The following is a 13,813-nucleotide window of genomic DNA, read 5'->3' on the forward strand; positions in this document are numbered from 1 at the left end:
GAGGTTCCCCAGATGCTGCATGGTCGCCCCGTCGCCGTCCTCGGCGGCGTCCGCATTCCCTTCTGCCGCCAGAACACCGCCTATGCCGACGTCGGCAACCTCGGGATGTCGGTCCGCACGCTTGGCGCCCTGGTCGAGAAGTTCGGCCTGCATGGCCAGCGCCTGGGCGAAGTCGCCATGGGTGCGGTGATCAAGCACTCCAGCGACTGGAACCTGGGCCGCGAAGCCGCGCTGTCGTCGGGCCTGTCGCCGCTGACGCCGGGCATCACCCTGCAGCGCGCCTGCGGCACCTCGCTGGATTCGATCATCACCATCGGCAACAGGATCGCCGCCGGGCAGATCGACAGCGGCATCGGTGGCGGCAGCGACAGCACGTCCGACGTGCCGATCGTCTACGGCAAGTCGCTGCGGCGCCGCCTGCTGGCGGCCAACGCGGCCAAGGCCCCGCGCGACCGGCTGGCGCAGTTCCGCGGCTTCCGACTGCGCGAGCTCAAGCCCGATTTCCCCGGCGTGGCCGAGCCGCGCACCGGCAAGTCGATGGGCGAGCACTGCGAGGACATGGCCAAGGAGTGGAGCATCGCGCGCGACTCGCAGGACGAGCTGGCGGTGGCCTCGCACCACAAGCTGGCCGCGGCCTACGAACGCGGCTTCTTCGACGACCTGGTGGTGGCCTTCCGCGGCGTCTCGCGCGACAACATCCTGCGTGCCGACAGCACGCTGGAGAAGCTGGCCACGCTGAAGCCGGCCTTCGACCGCACCTCCGGCCGTGGCTCGCTCACCGCAGGCAACTCGACGCCGCTGACCGACGGCGCCGCCGCCTGCCTGCTGTCCACCGACGAGTGGGCCGCGCAGCACGGACACGAGGTGCTGTGCCACGTCCGCGACGCGCATGTCGCGGCGGTCGATTTCGTCCACGGCGAAGGCCTGCTGATGGCGCCGACGGTGGCCGTGGCCGAAATGCTCGCGCGCAACAACCTCACGCTGCAGGACTTCGACATCTACGAGATCCACGAGGCCTTCGCCGCCCAGGTGCTGTGCACGCTGCGCGCCTGGGAGAGCGAGGACTACTGCCGCAACCGCCTGGGCCTCGACGCACCGCTGGGCCGCATCGACCCCGCGAAGATCAACCCGGTTGGCTCGTCACTGGCCACCGGCCACCCCTTCGCCGCCACCGGCGCCCGCGTGGTCGCCACCGCTGCCCGCCAGCTGCAGGAACGCGGCGGCGGCCGCGCCCTGGTTTCGATCTGCACCGCCGGCGGCATGGGCGTGGTGGCGATTCTCGAGCGGTGATTGTGGGAAGAGCAGAGCTCTTTTTTTGCCACGGATGACGCGGATTGCGCGGATTTACACGGATAGGGCGAAAGCGGTTGGGGTTGGTTGCGCGGATGCCGGGTTATTCGCTGGCGAAAAAGGCGTGACCTGTTCGGGGGTGAAGGCTTCACCCGCCACGTCCCGCCACCGGGAACGGCTCTCTACCTGCGCGTTTGCTCTATCCGTGTAAATCCGCGCAATCCGCGTCATCCGTGGCAAACGCTTCTAGAGCCCTTCCAGCCGTTCCCCGCCGAGCCCTGGCGAGCGGTTGGTAAGCGGGGTGACGGGTTCGCCGCGCTGCATGCGCAGGGCGTTGGCGTAGGCGATGCGGGCGGTGGTGTCGTCGCCGGTGGCGGCGTGGCCGTCGCCCAGTTCTTCCCAGGCTTCGGGGCCGGCGCCCTGGGCGATCGCGCGCTGCAGGTGGTCCTCGGCCTGCAGCCAGTCGCCGCGGGCGCGCGCCATGCGGGCCAGGGTGAGCAGGAGGGCGGGGCTGCCGGGGCGCTGCTGCAGCCAGCGCTGGGCCGCGGCTTCGCGGTGCTCGACGCGGGCGACCGGCAGGCGTCCGTAGCGGGCGGCCAGGTCCTCGTCCCAGCGGGTGTCGAGGGCGTGTTCGATGCTGGAGGTGGCGGCGTCGTCCCAGCCGAGCGCGGCGGCGCGGTCGGCGTAGGCAGCGACCACCTCGGGCTCGCTGCGCAGGCCCTTCGGAACGCTTTCCCAGCGGTCGGCCAATGCGTTGGCATCGCCGGCCTCGGCCAGCGCCTGGGCGGCCCACACGCGTTCGCGCTGCGCAAGCGCGCCTTCGGGCAGGGCCTGCTGCTGGCGCAGCGCGCCCAGCAGGGCATAGGCATCCGCCGCGCGCCGTGAGGCGGCGTAGGCGTCGGCGCGCAGCGCCAGGCCGCGCGGCGAGAGCGGCTGCGCGTTCGGATCGTCCAGCGCCACCAGGGCGTCGGTGGGGCGGTCCTCGGCCAGCGCGAGCTCGGCGCGGCCGATGGCGCGGGTCAGGGCGTGTCCACTGTCGATGGCGTCGAGGTGGCTGCGCGCGGCGGCGTGGTCACCGCGCGCGGTCGCGGCGCGGGCCGCGGCCAGGCGCGCCACGGCGGCGTCGCTGTCCTCGGCGGCCTGCGGAAGCAGCTTCTCGGCGCGCGCGTAGTGTCCCTGGTGCAGCGCTTCGAGGCCGCTGCCCAGGCGTTCGCGCGACTGGCGTTCGCGGCGGTGGCGCCAGGCGCGCATCGGCAGGGCGATCAGCGACCACAGCAGCCAGAGCACGAACAGGCCGGCGAGCACGGCCACCGAGACCCAGAGCAGGTTGGTGGTGTAGTCCCAGCCGCGGTAGCGCACCAGCACGTAGCCGGGGTCCTGCGCGAGCAGGTGCCAGGCCAGTGCGCCGATGATCGCCAGCAGGATCCAGACGAGCAGGTTGCGGAACAGGTTCATGGCAGTCTCCAAAGTCGCCGCCACCGTAGCGGCGCGGATGTCGCGGCCGTGTTCACATTGCTGCGTGGTCGCCCTCCAGGCGTCCGCGCTGCAGGCGCAGCTGGTCGAGCGTGGTGCCGAGCGTTGGCAGCTCCGGCTTCAATGGCAGCGCGGCGATGGCGTCCAGCTCGCGCAGGCGCGCGTCGCGCGTGGCCGAGGCCGGCCACAGCCGCGGGACCAGGGCGCGCACCCGGGCCAGCGCGGCCGCGTGGCCCGCGGTGTCGCGGCGCTCCGCGGCGGTGCGCGCCAGCGACAGTTCGAGGCGCAGTGCGGCCAGGCCGGCGGCGCGCTCGCCGGCATCGACCACCAGCAGGGCGTCGCTGCGTCGCACGTCGACGATGCGCGTGGCGAGGCGCTCCCACCAGGGCTGGGCGGACGCGGGCGCGGTGGTGTCTTTGGAGGGCACGACGGGTCCGGCGGGTGCGTCCAGGCCGGCCTCGAAGGCGTCGAGCCGTGCCAGCGCGACGATGCGCGGGTCCTGCCCCAGCGCGTCGAGCATCGCGCGCTCGTCGGCAAGCACCTGGCGCAGGTCGATGTCGGCCGGGGCGTGCAGGCCATCCAGCAGCCGCGCCGCCAGGCCGTAGGCGCGTCGCGCGCCCTGCAGGTCGCCGGCCAGCAGCAGGCGCTGACCGCCCTGGGCCAGCAGCAGCTCGATCTCGTCCAGGCGCAGCGCGCGTGCGGCGTCCTGCGCCGGGTCGGCGAGGCGCTGCACGCTGTCCTCCAGCAGGGCCGCGCGCTGGCCCATCGCCAGCAGTTCGTCGCGCAGCAGGCGGTTGGTGGCCTCGGCCTGCTGCAGGCGCTTGCCCTGCGCCTGCTGCCCCTGGCGCAGGATCGCCACGCGCTGCTGCAGGGCCTCGATGCCGATGCGGTCCTGGGTATCCGCCGCGCGACGCTCGTCGCGCTCCGACTGCCAGGCCCGCCACGCCAGCAGCGCCGCCAGCGGCAGCAGCAGGACCAGTAGCAGCCAGGCAAGGGCGGAGGTGCGGCGGCGGGGCGTCGCAGGGGACTCGGGGGCGTTCAAGGGCGCGCGCGCAAGGGGGCCGGGGCGCACATGTTAGGGCGTTGCGGCGGTCCCGGCGCAGGCGGCGAGCATGTCAGGGACGCGCGCGCTGGCCGCGACCGCGGCGACGCGCAGCCCGTGGCCGCGGGCGAGGCCGGCCAGCCGCTCGCTGGCCGCCACCACGGTCGCGCGGCGCAGGCCGTCCAGGGCAGCCGCGGGCAGGGTGGTGAGGACGTGCTCCAGCGCCTCGCCGCTGCTCACCAGCAGCCACGCCGGGGCCTCCAGCACGCGCAGCGCGGCGACCGCGCGTGGCGAAGGCGCGAGCGGCACGCGCGCATAGACATTGGCTTGCAGCACCCGCGCACCGCGCGCGGCCAGGGTCGCGGCGATCACGCCACGACCGCCCGGGGCGGTGACCAGGCCGACGTCCAGGCTCTCGATGTCCTGCAGCTGGGGCATGGCCAGCAGTCCCTCGCTGTCCATGCGCGCAGGCGACGCGACCTCGCCGGCGCCCCCCCGGCGCAGCGCACGCGCGGTGCCCGCGCCGACCGCAACCCACGGGCGCGCCGGAGCCGGCCGCAGCGGATGCAGGCGGGCCGCGGCGGCCACCGCCGCCGGGCTGGTGAACACCACCCGTTCCGCGGCGAGTGAGCGCTGCAGCGCGGCGCGCGCGTCGTCGCCATCGAGGTGGTCGATGCGCCAGGGCGACAGCGCGAGGGTGTGCGCGCCCAGCGCCGCGGCGGCCCGGCGCACGCCGCCGTGGCCGCCGACCGGCCGCAGCGAGATCACGTAGCATCCGGACAGCGGCCCGGTGGAGGCGTGCGCAGGCATCGCGCCAGCTTGGTGCCTGTGGCATGCACCCGCAAGCGGCGGCCCGCCCGCCGGGCATCGAGCCGCACCACCCAAGGACCTGGAACGCGCTGCATGCAACTGGATGACGAACTCCGTGCGCTGGATGCGCACTACCGCTCGATGCCACCGGTGGCGGCGATGGGCATCGCCATCGCCGGCCGCGACGGCGACACGCTGACCCTGCGCGCGCCGCTGGCGCTCAACGTCAACGACAAGCACTGCGCCTTCGGCGGCAGCCTGGTTTCGCTGATGACCCTGGCCGGCTGGGGCCTGGTGACCCTGCGCTGCCACCAGCTGGGGATCGACGCCGACGTCTTCGTCGCCGACAGCGAGATCCGCTACCTGGCGCCGCTGTACGCCGACCTGCAGGCCACCGCCGCGCCCGCCGATGGCAGCGGCTGGGCGCCGTTCGACGACTCCCTGCGCAGCCGCGGACGCGCCCGCGTGCGCATCGCCGCCAGCGTGCCGCTGCCCGACGGCGGCATCGCCACCACCCTGCGCGCCGGCTACGCCGCCATCGCCAGGGGTTAGGATGGCCGCCGCCATCACCGGGGACCCCGACATGCGACCGATGCACGCCCGCAACGCCTTCGCCCTCCTTGCGCTGCTGGCCTGCGCGCTGCTGCTGCCCGGCTGCGCCAGCACCGGCAAGGGCGAGGCCCTGCAGCGCGCGCAGTACGCCTGGTCGGCGGCGATCCGCTGGGGTGACTTCGAGGGTGCGTGGAACCTGGTCGATCCGGAATACCGCGAGCAGAACCCGCTGACCGACGTCGCGCTGGAGCGCTATGCCCAGGTGCAGGTCTCGCACTACCGCGAGCTCGGCGCGCCGCCGCCGTCAGCGGACGGCAGCGTGGGGCGCGACATCGACATCGGCGTGATCAACCGCCACACCATGGCCGAGCGCGGCCTGCGCTACCGCGAATCGTGGCGCTGGGACGAGACGGCGGGCACGTGGTGGAACACCGCCGGCCTGCCGGACTTCTGGCGCGGCGAGTAATCGCAGCGCGGCTTTGCGCCGCCGACGGCGCTGGGAGACAATCCCCGCCCGCCGCCGGATCGCCGACCAACGTGAATTTCGAAGAACTGTGGGCCTTCCTTGGCCGCAACCCCATGCTGGCCCTGGCGCTCGCCGGCATCACGGTCGCCATCGTCTACACCGAACTGCTGCGCGTGTTCCGCGGCTTCAAGGGCCTGCGCCCGGCCGAAGTCACCGCGCTGGTCAACCGCGAGGACGCGCTGGTCGTGGACCTGCGCCCGTCGGCGGAATTCGAGAAGGGGCACATCCCCGGCTCGAAGAACGTGCAGATGGCCCAGTTCGACCCCGAGAACAAGTCGCTGGCCGCGGCGAAGTCGCTGCCGGTGGTGGCCGTGTGCAAGACCGGCGTGTCCGCGGTCGACGCGGCCAAGCGCCTGCGCAAGGCCGGCTTCGAAAAGGTCTACGTGCTCGAGGGCGGCATCGGCGCCTGGCAGCAGGCCGACCTGCCGCTGGCCAAGGGACGCGGCAAGTAGCCGCGCGGGTGGCCGCCGGCCACATGCGATAATCCTCCTCTTACCCGAATTCCGCTGGAGCAACACGAGATGTCCGACCAGGAAGCCACCAACGCCAACGGCGCAGCCGGCGGTGCGCAGCAGCCCAACGGCCCGCAGTTCACGATCGAGAAGATCTACGTCAAGGACGTCTCGTTCGAGGCCCCGAAGACCCCGCAGGCCTTCGGCGAGCAGGGCCAGCCGCAGCTGCAGATGAACCTCAACCAGCGCGTGACCCGGATCGCCGACGCGTCGTTCGAGGTGGTGCTGGGCATCAACCTGACCTGCAAGCTGACCGAAGAGAAGACCGTGTACCTGGTCGAAGTGCAGCAGGCCGGCCTGTTCAACCTCTCCGGCTTCGACGACCAGTCGCTGGACGCGATGCTCGGCACCCACTGCCCGACCATCCTGTATCCGTACGCGCGCCAGATCATCGGCGACCTGATCCAGGCCGGCGGCTTCGCCCCGTTCCTGCTGCAGCCGATCAACTTCGAGGCGCTGTACGCCGAAGGCCTGCGCCAGCGCGCGCAGCAGCAGTCCGCGCAGGGCACCGACCTGGCCAGCGGCGAGACCAGCGGCAACGCCTGAGTGTCCGCGGAACCTTCCATCGCACCGCCGGGCAAGCCGGCGGTCGCGGTGCTCGGCGCGGGTTCCTGGGGAACCGCGCTTGCCGCGCTGATCGCGCGCCACGAACATCCGACCCTGCTCTGGGGTCGCGACGCGGCGGTGGCCGCCGCCGTCAACGCCGGCTCCGGCAACCCGCGCTACCTGCCCGGCATCGACCTGCCGCGCGCGCTGCGTGCGACCACCGACCTGGCCGAGGCGCTGGCTGGCGCCGACCTGGTGCTCGTGGTGGTGCCCTCGCACGCCTTCGCCGGCACCCTGCGCGATCTCGCCCCGCTGCGCCCGGCGCACGCGGGCGTAGCCTGGGCGACCAAGGGCTTCGAGCCCGGCTCGGGCCGGTTCCTGCACGAGGTGGCGGGCGAGGTGCTGGGCGACGACGTGCCGCTGGCCGTGGTCACCGGGCCGTCGTTCGCGAAGGAGGTCGCCGCCGGCATGCCGACCGCGGTGACCGTGCACGGCGATGACGAGGCCTTCGCCCAGTCGGTGGCCGACGTGCTGCACGGCCCCGCCTTCCGCGCCTATACCGGCAGCGACATGCGCGGTGCCGAACTCGGTGGCGCGATGAAGAACGTGCTGGCGGTCGCCACCGGCGTCGCCGACGGCATGGGCCTGGGCCTCAACGCCCGCGCCGGCCTGATTACCCGCGGTCTCAACGAGATGCTGCGCCTCAACATCGCCATTGGCGGCCGCCCGGAGACCCTGATGGGCCTGGCCGGCCTCGGCGACCTGGTGCTGACCTGCACCGGCGATCTCTCGCGCAACCGCCGCCTGGGCCTCGCGCTGGGACGCGGACAGAGCCTGGACGATGCGGTGCGCGAGATCGGCCAGGTGGTCGAGTCGGTGCAGACCGCCGACGAGGTGATGCGCCAGGCCGAGGCCCACGGCGTGGAGCTTCCGATCTCCAGCAACGTGCGCGACGTGCTGCACGGCGACATCACCCCCGCCGAAGGCCTCGCGCGCCTGCTCGCGCGCGAGCAGAAGGCGGAATACGCCGGCAAGCTGATCGGCTGAGATCTCACTGTTTTTGAGCGCGCGGTGTTGCTGCTCCGCGGCGCTGCGACGCATGGCCTGCTGCCGCTCATGTCCCCCGATGCCGGCCCACAGGGCCGGCATCTCCTCCTTGACTTCCCGTCAGCAGGCCACGCGCCGCAGCGGTGCGTGGGCGCGGGCGCTGCCGCCAAGAAGCGAAGAGCTGAAGAGCTGAGGGGCGAAGAGCGAAGGGCGAAGAGCCGAGCCTGGGCACTCACGCGGACCGGCGCTGCGAAAGCGTTGCGCGGCCGACGATGCTTCGGACTGCGGTGCGATGCCTGCTGACGGGAAGTCAAGGAGGAGGCTGCGGCCGCAAGGGCGCAGCCGGGGGACATGAGCGGCAGCAGGCATCGCACCGCAGCGCCGCGAAGCGTCCCGCCCGCGCGAAAGCAGGCCCAAAAAAGAAACCCCGGCCTTGCGGCCGGGGTCATGTCGCGGAACGGGGAGAGAGGTCGCCCCGCGACCGGGAGTTACCCGTGTTACCAGGTGAAGCGCGGGCCGATGAACCACTCGGTCACGTCGCCGTTGAACTTGACGTCGCCGTTGAGGCCCCAGTTCGCGTTGAACGCGACGTTGGCGCCGAGACGGCCGTAGAAGTCGCCGTCGATGCCGCGGTCATAGTCCTCGTAGCCGACCAGCGCGTAGCCGTCGAAGTTGCGCGCCAGCAGGCCGCGCACGCCGACCTCGGTGCTCCAGCCGTCGAAGTCCAGCTCCTGGCCGAGCACGCGGCCGGCGTCGAGCTTCTGGTAGGCCACGCGCGCCAGCAGGTCGGTGCGCGGGGCGATCTCGAGGTTGTAGCCGACGCCGATGCGGTACTGGTCGATGTCGAGGTTGGTGTTGTCGATCTCCTGGCTGCCGAAGCCACCGAAGACGTGGAAATTGGGGTGGAACGCGGCCGAGCCATTGACGTCGTAGCCGTCGGCGTCGACATCGCCCGTGGAGGCGACATAGCCGGCCTGGAGGTAGTTGTAGGTCACGCCTTCGGCGGCGTTGGCGGCGAGCGGCATCGATGCCGCCAGCGCAATGGCGATCAGGGAACGCTTCATCAGGGGCGAGGCCTCTATTTCGTTATTGCTTTAGGGAGAGGACCGGCCACGGGGGCAGGGGAGGGGAGAGAACCGATCGGGGAAATCGGATACCCGCCGTGGCCGGTGGACGCATTCTCCCAGCGCGAAGGCAACGCCACCTGAATATTGAACTCGACGGTGCAGGAACTTTTCGCGATCGCTCACGCGGCGCCGGGGAAATCCAGCTGGCGCCACGCCTCGTAGGCGACCACGGCGACCGCGTTGGACAGGTTGAGGCTGCGGTTGCCCGGCCGCATCGGCAGCAACAGACGCTGTGCGTCCGGAACGCGCGCCAGCACCTCGGCGGGCAATCCGGAGGTCTCGCAGCCAAACAGGAAGGCGTCGTCGGCGCGGTAGCGCGGGGCGTCGTAGCGGACGCTGCCCCGCGCGCTGAGCGCGTATAGACGCGGCGGTGAGATCGCGGCCAGGGCCGCGTCCAGGCTGTCGTGCACCGCCACCCGCGCGTACTCGTGGTAATCGAGCCCGGCGCGCCGCAGCTGGCGGTCGTCCATGTCGAAGCCGAGCGGCCGCACCAGGTGCAGGCGGGCGCCGGTGTTCGCGCACAGGCGGATCGCATTGCCCGTATTGGGCGGGATCTCGGGCTGGTACAGGATGAGGTCGATCATCGCGCGCTGGCGGGACGGCAGGGCCGGCAGGATACCCGGCCAGGCGGCCTCACCAGGGCAGCGTGGCGCCGCGCCAGTCGAGGAAGCGGCCGCTGTCGCCGGCGTCCAGGCCGTCGATGACATCCAGCAGCCCGGCGGCCGACGCATCGACCGTCTCGGTGGCCTGTTCGCCGCCCATGTCGGTCTGGACCCAGCCCGGATGCAGGGCGACGACGGCGATGCCGCGGTCGGCCAGCGCATGCGCCAGCAGCGCGGTCGCCATGTTCTGCGCCGCCTTGCTCATGTTGTAGCTCGGCGTGCCGAAGCGCATGCAGCCGGCGATCGAACCGAGCTGCGAGGACAAGTTGGCGACGCGCGAGCCATCCGCCAGCAGGGGTGCGAGGGCCTGCACCAGCAGCAGCGGCCCCACGGCGTTGACCCGGAAACTGTGCTCCAGCGTGGCCTCGTCCAGGCGGCCGAAGCGCTCGCCTGAGTGGAGCACCCCGGCATTGTTGAGCAGCAGGCCGACCTTCCGGCCGTTTCCCAGCACCAGCGGCAGTTCGGCCACGAAGGCTGCGCGCGAACGCGTATCCGCGACGTCCAGCGGCAGCACGTGCAGGCGGCCGGGATGTTCGCCGGCAAGGCCGTTGAGCGCCGTGGCACGCCCGGGCTCGCGGCAGGCGGCGACGACATGGTCGCCGCGGTCGAGCAGGTGGCGGACGAGGGCGAGCCCGAGGCCGCGGTTGGCGCCGGTGACCAGCGAAGTGCGGATGCGGATGTCCATGGCCCGAGGATGCACGAACCGCGGTGGCGGCGCCGTGGCGGTCGGGACCAATGGCCCGCTCCCCCTTCGGGGCCAAGGCCTACCATGGCCGTTCGATCCAGCAGGGAAGACCCGATGCCGACCTCCAAGCTCCAGCCGCGCCGCGCCACCGTCCTCGCCATCGCGCTTGCCGCCGCCCTCGGCGTGGCCGCGCCCCTGGCCTGGGCCGCGTCGCCGCCGGCGTCCGCGGAGGCCGGCATCGACATCGCCTACGAGCAGTTCACCCTGCCCAACGGCCTGCGCGTGGTGGTGCACACCGACCGCAAGGCGCCGATCGTGGCGGTGAACCTCTGGTACCACGTCGGCAGCAAGGACGAGCCCTCGGGGCGCAGCGGCTTCGCGCACCTGTTCGAGCACCTGATGTTCCAGGCCTCGGAGAACCACGACGGCGAGTACTTCGCACCCTTCAAGCAGATCGGCGTGACCGACCAGAACGGCACCACCAACACCGACCGCACCAACTATTTCCAGAACGTGCCCACCACCGCGCTCGATACCGCGCTGTGGATGGAGTCCGACCGCATGGGTCACCTGCTGGGCGCGGTCGACCAGGCGGCGCTGGACGAGCAGCGCGGCGTGGTCCAGAACGAGAAGCGCCAGGGCGAGAACCAGCCCTACGGCCAGGCCTGGACCCGGCTGATGAAGGCGCTCTATCCCGAGGCCCACCCGTACAGCCACACCGTGATCGGTTCGATGAACGACCTGGACGCGGCCGCGCTCGAGGACGTCCACGCCTGGTTCCGCGCCTGGTACGGCCCGAACAACGCCGTGCTGGTGCTGGCCGGCGACATCGACCTGGCCACGGCGAAGGACAAGGTGGCGAAGTACTTCGGCCACATCCCCGCCGGCCCGGACATGGCGCAGCCGCAGGTGGACGTGGCGCGCCGCGCGGAATCGACGCGCGAGGTCATGGAGGACAAGGTCCCGCAGCCGCGGATCTACCGCGTCTGGAACGTGGCCGAAGTCGGCAATCCCGACCTCGACCGGCTGCAGCTGCTGGCCCAGGTGCTCGGCGGCAGCCGTTCCTCGCGCCTGGACGCGCGCCTGCTGCACCGCGACCAGCTGGTCGACAGCATCAGCGCCGGTGCCTACGGCAAGCAGCTGGGCTCGAACTTCATGGTGATCGCCAACGTGAAGCAGGGCGTGGACCCGGCGAAGGTGGAGGCCGCGATCGACGAGGAGATCGCGCGCCTGCTGGCCGAGGGTCCGACCGCGGAGGAGCTGGAGCGAGCACGCACGATGTTCCGCGCCGGCTTCACCCGCGGCATCGAGCGCATCGGCGGCTTCGGCGGCAAGGCCGATGCGCTGGCCGAGTGCGCGGTCTACGCCGGCGATCCTGGCTGCTTCCGCGAGTCGCTGCGCATCATCGATACCGCGACCGCGGCCGAGCTGCAGGCCGCCGGCCGCCAGTGGCTGGGCAAGGGCGAGCACACCCTGGTGGTGATGCCCGGCGAGCGCACCGCGCTGGCCGAGGACCCGGCCGGCGTTCCGCAGCCCTGGACGCTGCCCGACGTCGACGCCCGCTACGCCACGCTGCCGGTGGCGGTCGATCGCACGCAGGGCGTGCCGATGCCCACCGCCTTCCCGGAGCTGAAGTTCCCCGCCGTCGAGCGCGCCACCCTGTCCAACGGCAGCACCGTGGTGCTGGCGCGGCGCAGCGGCGTGCCGGTGGTGCAGCTCAACTACCAGTTCCCCGCCGCGGGCTACAGCGCCGACGCCGAAGGCCGCATGGGCACCGCGAGCTTCGCCATGGGCATGCTCGACGAGGGCGCCGCCGGCGCCGGTCCGCTCGCGTTCGCCGAGTGCGCCGAGACCCTGGGCGCGCAGCTGGGCGCGGGCGCGGCGCTCGACGCCGGTACCGCCTGGCTGTCCGCGCTGAGCGCAAAGCTCGACGCCTCCGTGGCGCTGTTCGCCGACATGCTGCGCCGCCCCGACTTCGACGCCGCCGAGCTCGAGCGCGTGCGCGCCACCTGGATCGCCAACATCGCCCAGGAAAAGGCCCGGCCGCAGACCGCCGCGCTGCGCGTGCTGCCGCCGCTGCTGTACGGCGAGGGCCATCCCTATGCGATGCCGTTCACCGGCAGCGGCACCGAAGCCTCGATCGCCGCGTTGACCCGCGATGACCTGCTGGCCTTCCACCGCGCCAGCGTGCGCCCCGAGGGCGCGACCCTGGTCGTGGTCGGCGACACCACGCTGACGGAGATCGTCCCGCTGCTGGAAAAGCACCTCGGCGACTGGCGCGGCAGCGGCGAGGCGCCGGCCGTGGCCGCGGCGATTCCCGAGGTGGCGCGCCCGGAGAGGGCGCGCGTGTTCCTGATCGACCAGCCGGGCGCGGTGCAGGCCAACATCTATGCCGGCCTGCTGGTGCCGCCGACCACCGACTCCGGTTCGGTGCGCCTGGACATCGCCAACGGCGTGGTCGGCGGCGACTTCACCGCGCGGCTCAACATGAACCTGCGCGAGGACAAGCACTGGTCCTACGGCGCGCGCAGCGGCGCCTCCGGCGCCCTGGGCCAGCGCCCGTGGCTGGCCTCGGCGCCGGTGCAGATCGACCGCACCGCCGATGCCATGGCCGAGATCCAGCGCGAGATCGCCGGCTTCGCCAGCGGCAAGGCCCCGCCGACCGCGGCGGAGGTCGAGCGCATCCGCGCGATCAACACCCTGAGCCTGCCTGGCGCCTACGAAACCGCGTCCTCCGTGGCGTCCACGATCGCCGGCAACGTGATGTACGGGCGTCCCGACGACTACGTGGCGCGGCGCAAGGCCGAGATCGAGGCCATGACCCCCGCGCAGGTGGCCGAGGCCGCCCGGACCATCGACGCGGATGCCCTGACCTGGGTGGTGGTCGGCGACCTGTCGCAGATCGAGGCCCCGGTGCGCGCGCTGGAGCTGGGCGAAGTGACGGTGCTCGACGCCGACGGCAAGCCCGTCGCCCGCTGATCGGCCCGGGCACGGGCCCGCCGCGCCCGTCCCTCCCTGTCCTGCAGGAGCAGCCATAGCTGCGACCCACACCCCCGAAATCTGAACGGGGTCGGCACACCCGGACGCAGCGATGGCGGCTCCTGCAGATGGCCGGGCGTTTCCCGGGCACAATCGGGGCACTCGTCACGGAGCCGATCCATGCGTCCACTGCTGCTGATTCCCCTCCTTGCCACCCTGTCCGCCTGCACCTGGGTGCACATGGCACCGGGCGCGTCTTCCGTGCGCATCGCCGCCTCGCCGCCGGCCGGCTGCGAGAAGCGTGGCGAGGTCGAGGTGGCGGTGAAGCACAGCGTCGCCTTCATCGACCGCAACGCGCTGCGCGTGCGCGAGGAGCTGGAGACCCTGGCCCGCAACGAGGCTCCGGGCCTGCAGGCGGACACCATCAACCCGCTCTCCGACCCGGTGCGGGGCGCCCAGCGCTGGGCGGCCTGGCGCTGCGGGCGCTGATGTAGCTGCTCCTACAGGAACGTGAACGGATTCGCCGGGTGGAAAGTGCGCGTGGGGGCGGAAGCCGGTACCC

14 protein-coding genes are annotated in these 13,813 nt (G+C 72.4%); 8 read left to right on the top strand and 6 right to left on the bottom strand.

Annotation, left to right across the window (positions count from 1 at the left end):
• Nucleotides 1–12 precede the first annotated feature (12 nt).
• Nucleotides 13–1,290, top strand: coding sequence for an acetyl-CoA C-acetyltransferase (locus JG616_RS10880; RefSeq protein WP_199392581.1), 1,278 nt, complete (start codon nucleotides 13–15; stop codon nucleotides 1,288–1,290).
• A gap of 246 nt (nucleotides 1,291–1,536) precedes the next feature.
• Here the strand turns inward: JG616_RS10880 and JG616_RS10885 are convergent, their stop codons facing one another.
• Genes JG616_RS10885 through JG616_RS10895 form a run of 3 tightly spaced genes read right to left on the bottom strand, consistent with a single transcriptional unit; the run spans nucleotide 1,537 to nucleotide 4,615 of the window.
• Entirely contained in the window at nucleotides 1,537–2,745 is a 1,209-nt protein-coding gene (locus JG616_RS10885; RefSeq protein WP_199392582.1) for a heme biosynthesis HemY N-terminal domain-containing protein, read from the bottom strand.
• A 52-nt stretch (nucleotides 2,746–2,797) separates the two neighbouring features.
• The gene (locus JG616_RS10890; RefSeq protein ID WP_199392583.1) at nucleotides 2,798–3,805 is read right to left on the bottom strand and encodes a uroporphyrinogen-III C-methyltransferase; all 1,008 of its coding nucleotides are present in this window, start codon (nucleotides 3,803–3,805) and stop codon (nucleotides 2,798–2,800) included.
• Between the two features lie 33 nt (nucleotides 3,806–3,838).
• On the bottom strand, nucleotides 3,839–4,615 hold the full coding sequence (locus JG616_RS10895) for a uroporphyrinogen-III synthase (RefSeq protein ID WP_199392584.1): 777 nt from the start codon (nucleotides 4,613–4,615) through the stop codon (nucleotides 3,839–3,841).
• 93 nt (nucleotides 4,616–4,708) lie between these two features.
• Here JG616_RS10895 and JG616_RS10900 point away from each other — a divergent pair, with 93 nt between their 5' ends.
• The 5 genes from JG616_RS10900 (at nucleotide 4,709) to JG616_RS10920 (ending at nucleotide 7,798) form a co-directional block, all read left to right on the top strand.
• Nucleotides 4,709–5,167, top strand: a complete 459-nt coding sequence (locus JG616_RS10900) for a YiiD C-terminal domain-containing protein (RefSeq protein ID WP_199362985.1) — start codon at nucleotides 4,709–4,711, stop codon at nucleotides 5,165–5,167.
• A gap of 31 nt (nucleotides 5,168–5,198) precedes the next feature.
• Nucleotides 5,199–5,633, top strand: a complete 435-nt coding sequence (locus JG616_RS10905; RefSeq protein ID WP_235973101.1) for a hypothetical protein — start codon at nucleotides 5,199–5,201, stop codon at nucleotides 5,631–5,633.
• A gap of 71 nt (nucleotides 5,634–5,704) precedes the next feature.
• Complete coding sequence (locus JG616_RS10910) at nucleotides 5,705–6,145, top strand: rhodanese-like domain-containing protein (protein WP_199392585.1); 441 nt, start codon at nucleotides 5,705–5,707, stop codon at nucleotides 6,143–6,145.
• A 69-nt stretch (nucleotides 6,146–6,214) separates the two neighbouring features.
• The gene (gene secB / locus JG616_RS10915; RefSeq protein WP_199362983.1) at nucleotides 6,215–6,751 is read left to right on the top strand and encodes a protein-export chaperone SecB; all 537 of its coding nucleotides are present in this window, start codon (nucleotides 6,215–6,217) and stop codon (nucleotides 6,749–6,751) included.
• An 18-nt stretch (nucleotides 6,752–6,769) separates the two neighbouring features.
• Nucleotides 6,770–7,798, top strand: coding sequence for an NAD(P)H-dependent glycerol-3-phosphate dehydrogenase (locus JG616_RS10920; RefSeq protein ID WP_199392693.1), 1,029 nt, complete (start codon nucleotides 6,770–6,772; stop codon nucleotides 7,796–7,798).
• 497 nt (nucleotides 7,799–8,295) lie between these two features.
• On the opposite strand, the gene JG616_RS10925 is transcribed toward JG616_RS10920, so the two are convergent.
• The 3 genes from JG616_RS10925 to JG616_RS10935 all read right to left on the bottom strand — a co-directional run bounded on the left by JG616_RS10925 (nucleotide 8,296) and on the right by JG616_RS10935 (nucleotide 10,272).
• Nucleotides 8,296–8,862: a diffusible signal factor-reguated Ax21 faimly protein gene (locus tag JG616_RS10925; RefSeq protein ID WP_199362982.1), complete on the bottom strand. Its 567-nt coding sequence runs from the start codon at nucleotides 8,860–8,862 to the stop codon at nucleotides 8,296–8,298.
• A 182-nt stretch (nucleotides 8,863–9,044) separates the two neighbouring features.
• Nucleotides 9,045–9,509: a tRNA (cytidine(34)-2'-O)-methyltransferase gene (locus JG616_RS10930; protein WP_199392586.1), complete on the bottom strand. Its 465-nt coding sequence runs from the start codon at nucleotides 9,507–9,509 to the stop codon at nucleotides 9,045–9,047.
• A gap of 49 nt (nucleotides 9,510–9,558) precedes the next feature.
• The gene (locus JG616_RS10935) at nucleotides 9,559–10,272 is read right to left on the bottom strand and encodes an SDR family oxidoreductase (protein WP_199392587.1); all 714 of its coding nucleotides are present in this window, start codon (nucleotides 10,270–10,272) and stop codon (nucleotides 9,559–9,561) included.
• Nucleotides 10,273–10,386: 114 nt separating this feature from the next.
• Between JG616_RS10935 and JG616_RS10940 the strand changes: the two genes are divergently transcribed.
• Together JG616_RS10940 and JG616_RS10945 are read left to right on the top strand one after the other, a co-directional pair.
• Complete coding sequence (locus JG616_RS10940) at nucleotides 10,387–13,251, top strand: pitrilysin family protein (RefSeq protein WP_199392588.1); 2,865 nt, start codon at nucleotides 10,387–10,389, stop codon at nucleotides 13,249–13,251.
• A 180-nt stretch (nucleotides 13,252–13,431) separates the two neighbouring features.
• Nucleotides 13,432–13,740: a DUF4156 domain-containing protein gene (locus tag JG616_RS10945; protein WP_199362978.1), complete on the top strand. Its 309-nt coding sequence runs from the start codon at nucleotides 13,432–13,434 to the stop codon at nucleotides 13,738–13,740.
• Nucleotides 13,741–13,813: the final 73 nt, after the last annotated feature.

Origin of the sequence: Luteimonas sp. MC1895 (assembly GCF_016457215.1) — a bacterium.
Classification (GTDB): domain Bacteria; phylum Pseudomonadota; class Gammaproteobacteria; order Xanthomonadales; family Xanthomonadaceae; genus Luteimonas.

Excerpts from the sequence above, each read along its gene's own strand:
- JG616_RS10880 (WP_199392581.1), top strand. The coding sequence starts at position 13 with ATGCTGCATGGTCGCCCCGTCGCCGTCCTCGGCGGCGTCCGCATTCCC.
- JG616_RS10925 (WP_199362982.1), bottom strand. The coding sequence starts at position 8,862 with ATGAAGCGTTCCCTGATCGCCATTGCGCTGGCGGCATCGATGCCGCTC.
- JG616_RS10905 (WP_235973101.1), top strand. The coding sequence starts at position 5,199 with ATGCGACCGATGCACGCCCGCAACGCCTTCGCCCTCCTTGCGCTGCTG.
- JG616_RS10935 (WP_199392587.1), bottom strand. The coding sequence starts at position 10,272 with ATGGACATCCGCATCCGCACTTCGCTGGTCACCGGCGCCAACCGCGGC.
- JG616_RS10945 (WP_199362978.1), top strand. The coding sequence starts at position 13,432 with ATGCGTCCACTGCTGCTGATTCCCCTCCTTGCCACCCTGTCCGCCTGC.
- JG616_RS10930 (WP_199392586.1), bottom strand. The coding sequence starts at position 9,509 with ATGATCGACCTCATCCTGTACCAGCCCGAGATCCCGCCCAATACGGGC.
- JG616_RS10900 (WP_199362985.1), top strand. The coding sequence starts at position 4,709 with ATGCAACTGGATGACGAACTCCGTGCGCTGGATGCGCACTACCGCTCG.
- secB (WP_199362983.1), top strand. The coding sequence starts at position 6,215 with ATGTCCGACCAGGAAGCCACCAACGCCAACGGCGCAGCCGGCGGTGCG.
- JG616_RS10885 (WP_199392582.1), bottom strand. The coding sequence starts at position 2,745 with ATGAACCTGTTCCGCAACCTGCTCGTCTGGATCCTGCTGGCGATCATC.
- JG616_RS10895 (WP_199392584.1), bottom strand. The coding sequence starts at position 4,615 with ATGCCTGCGCACGCCTCCACCGGGCCGCTGTCCGGATGCTACGTGATC.
- JG616_RS10940 (WP_199392588.1), top strand. The coding sequence starts at position 10,387 with ATGCCGACCTCCAAGCTCCAGCCGCGCCGCGCCACCGTCCTCGCCATC.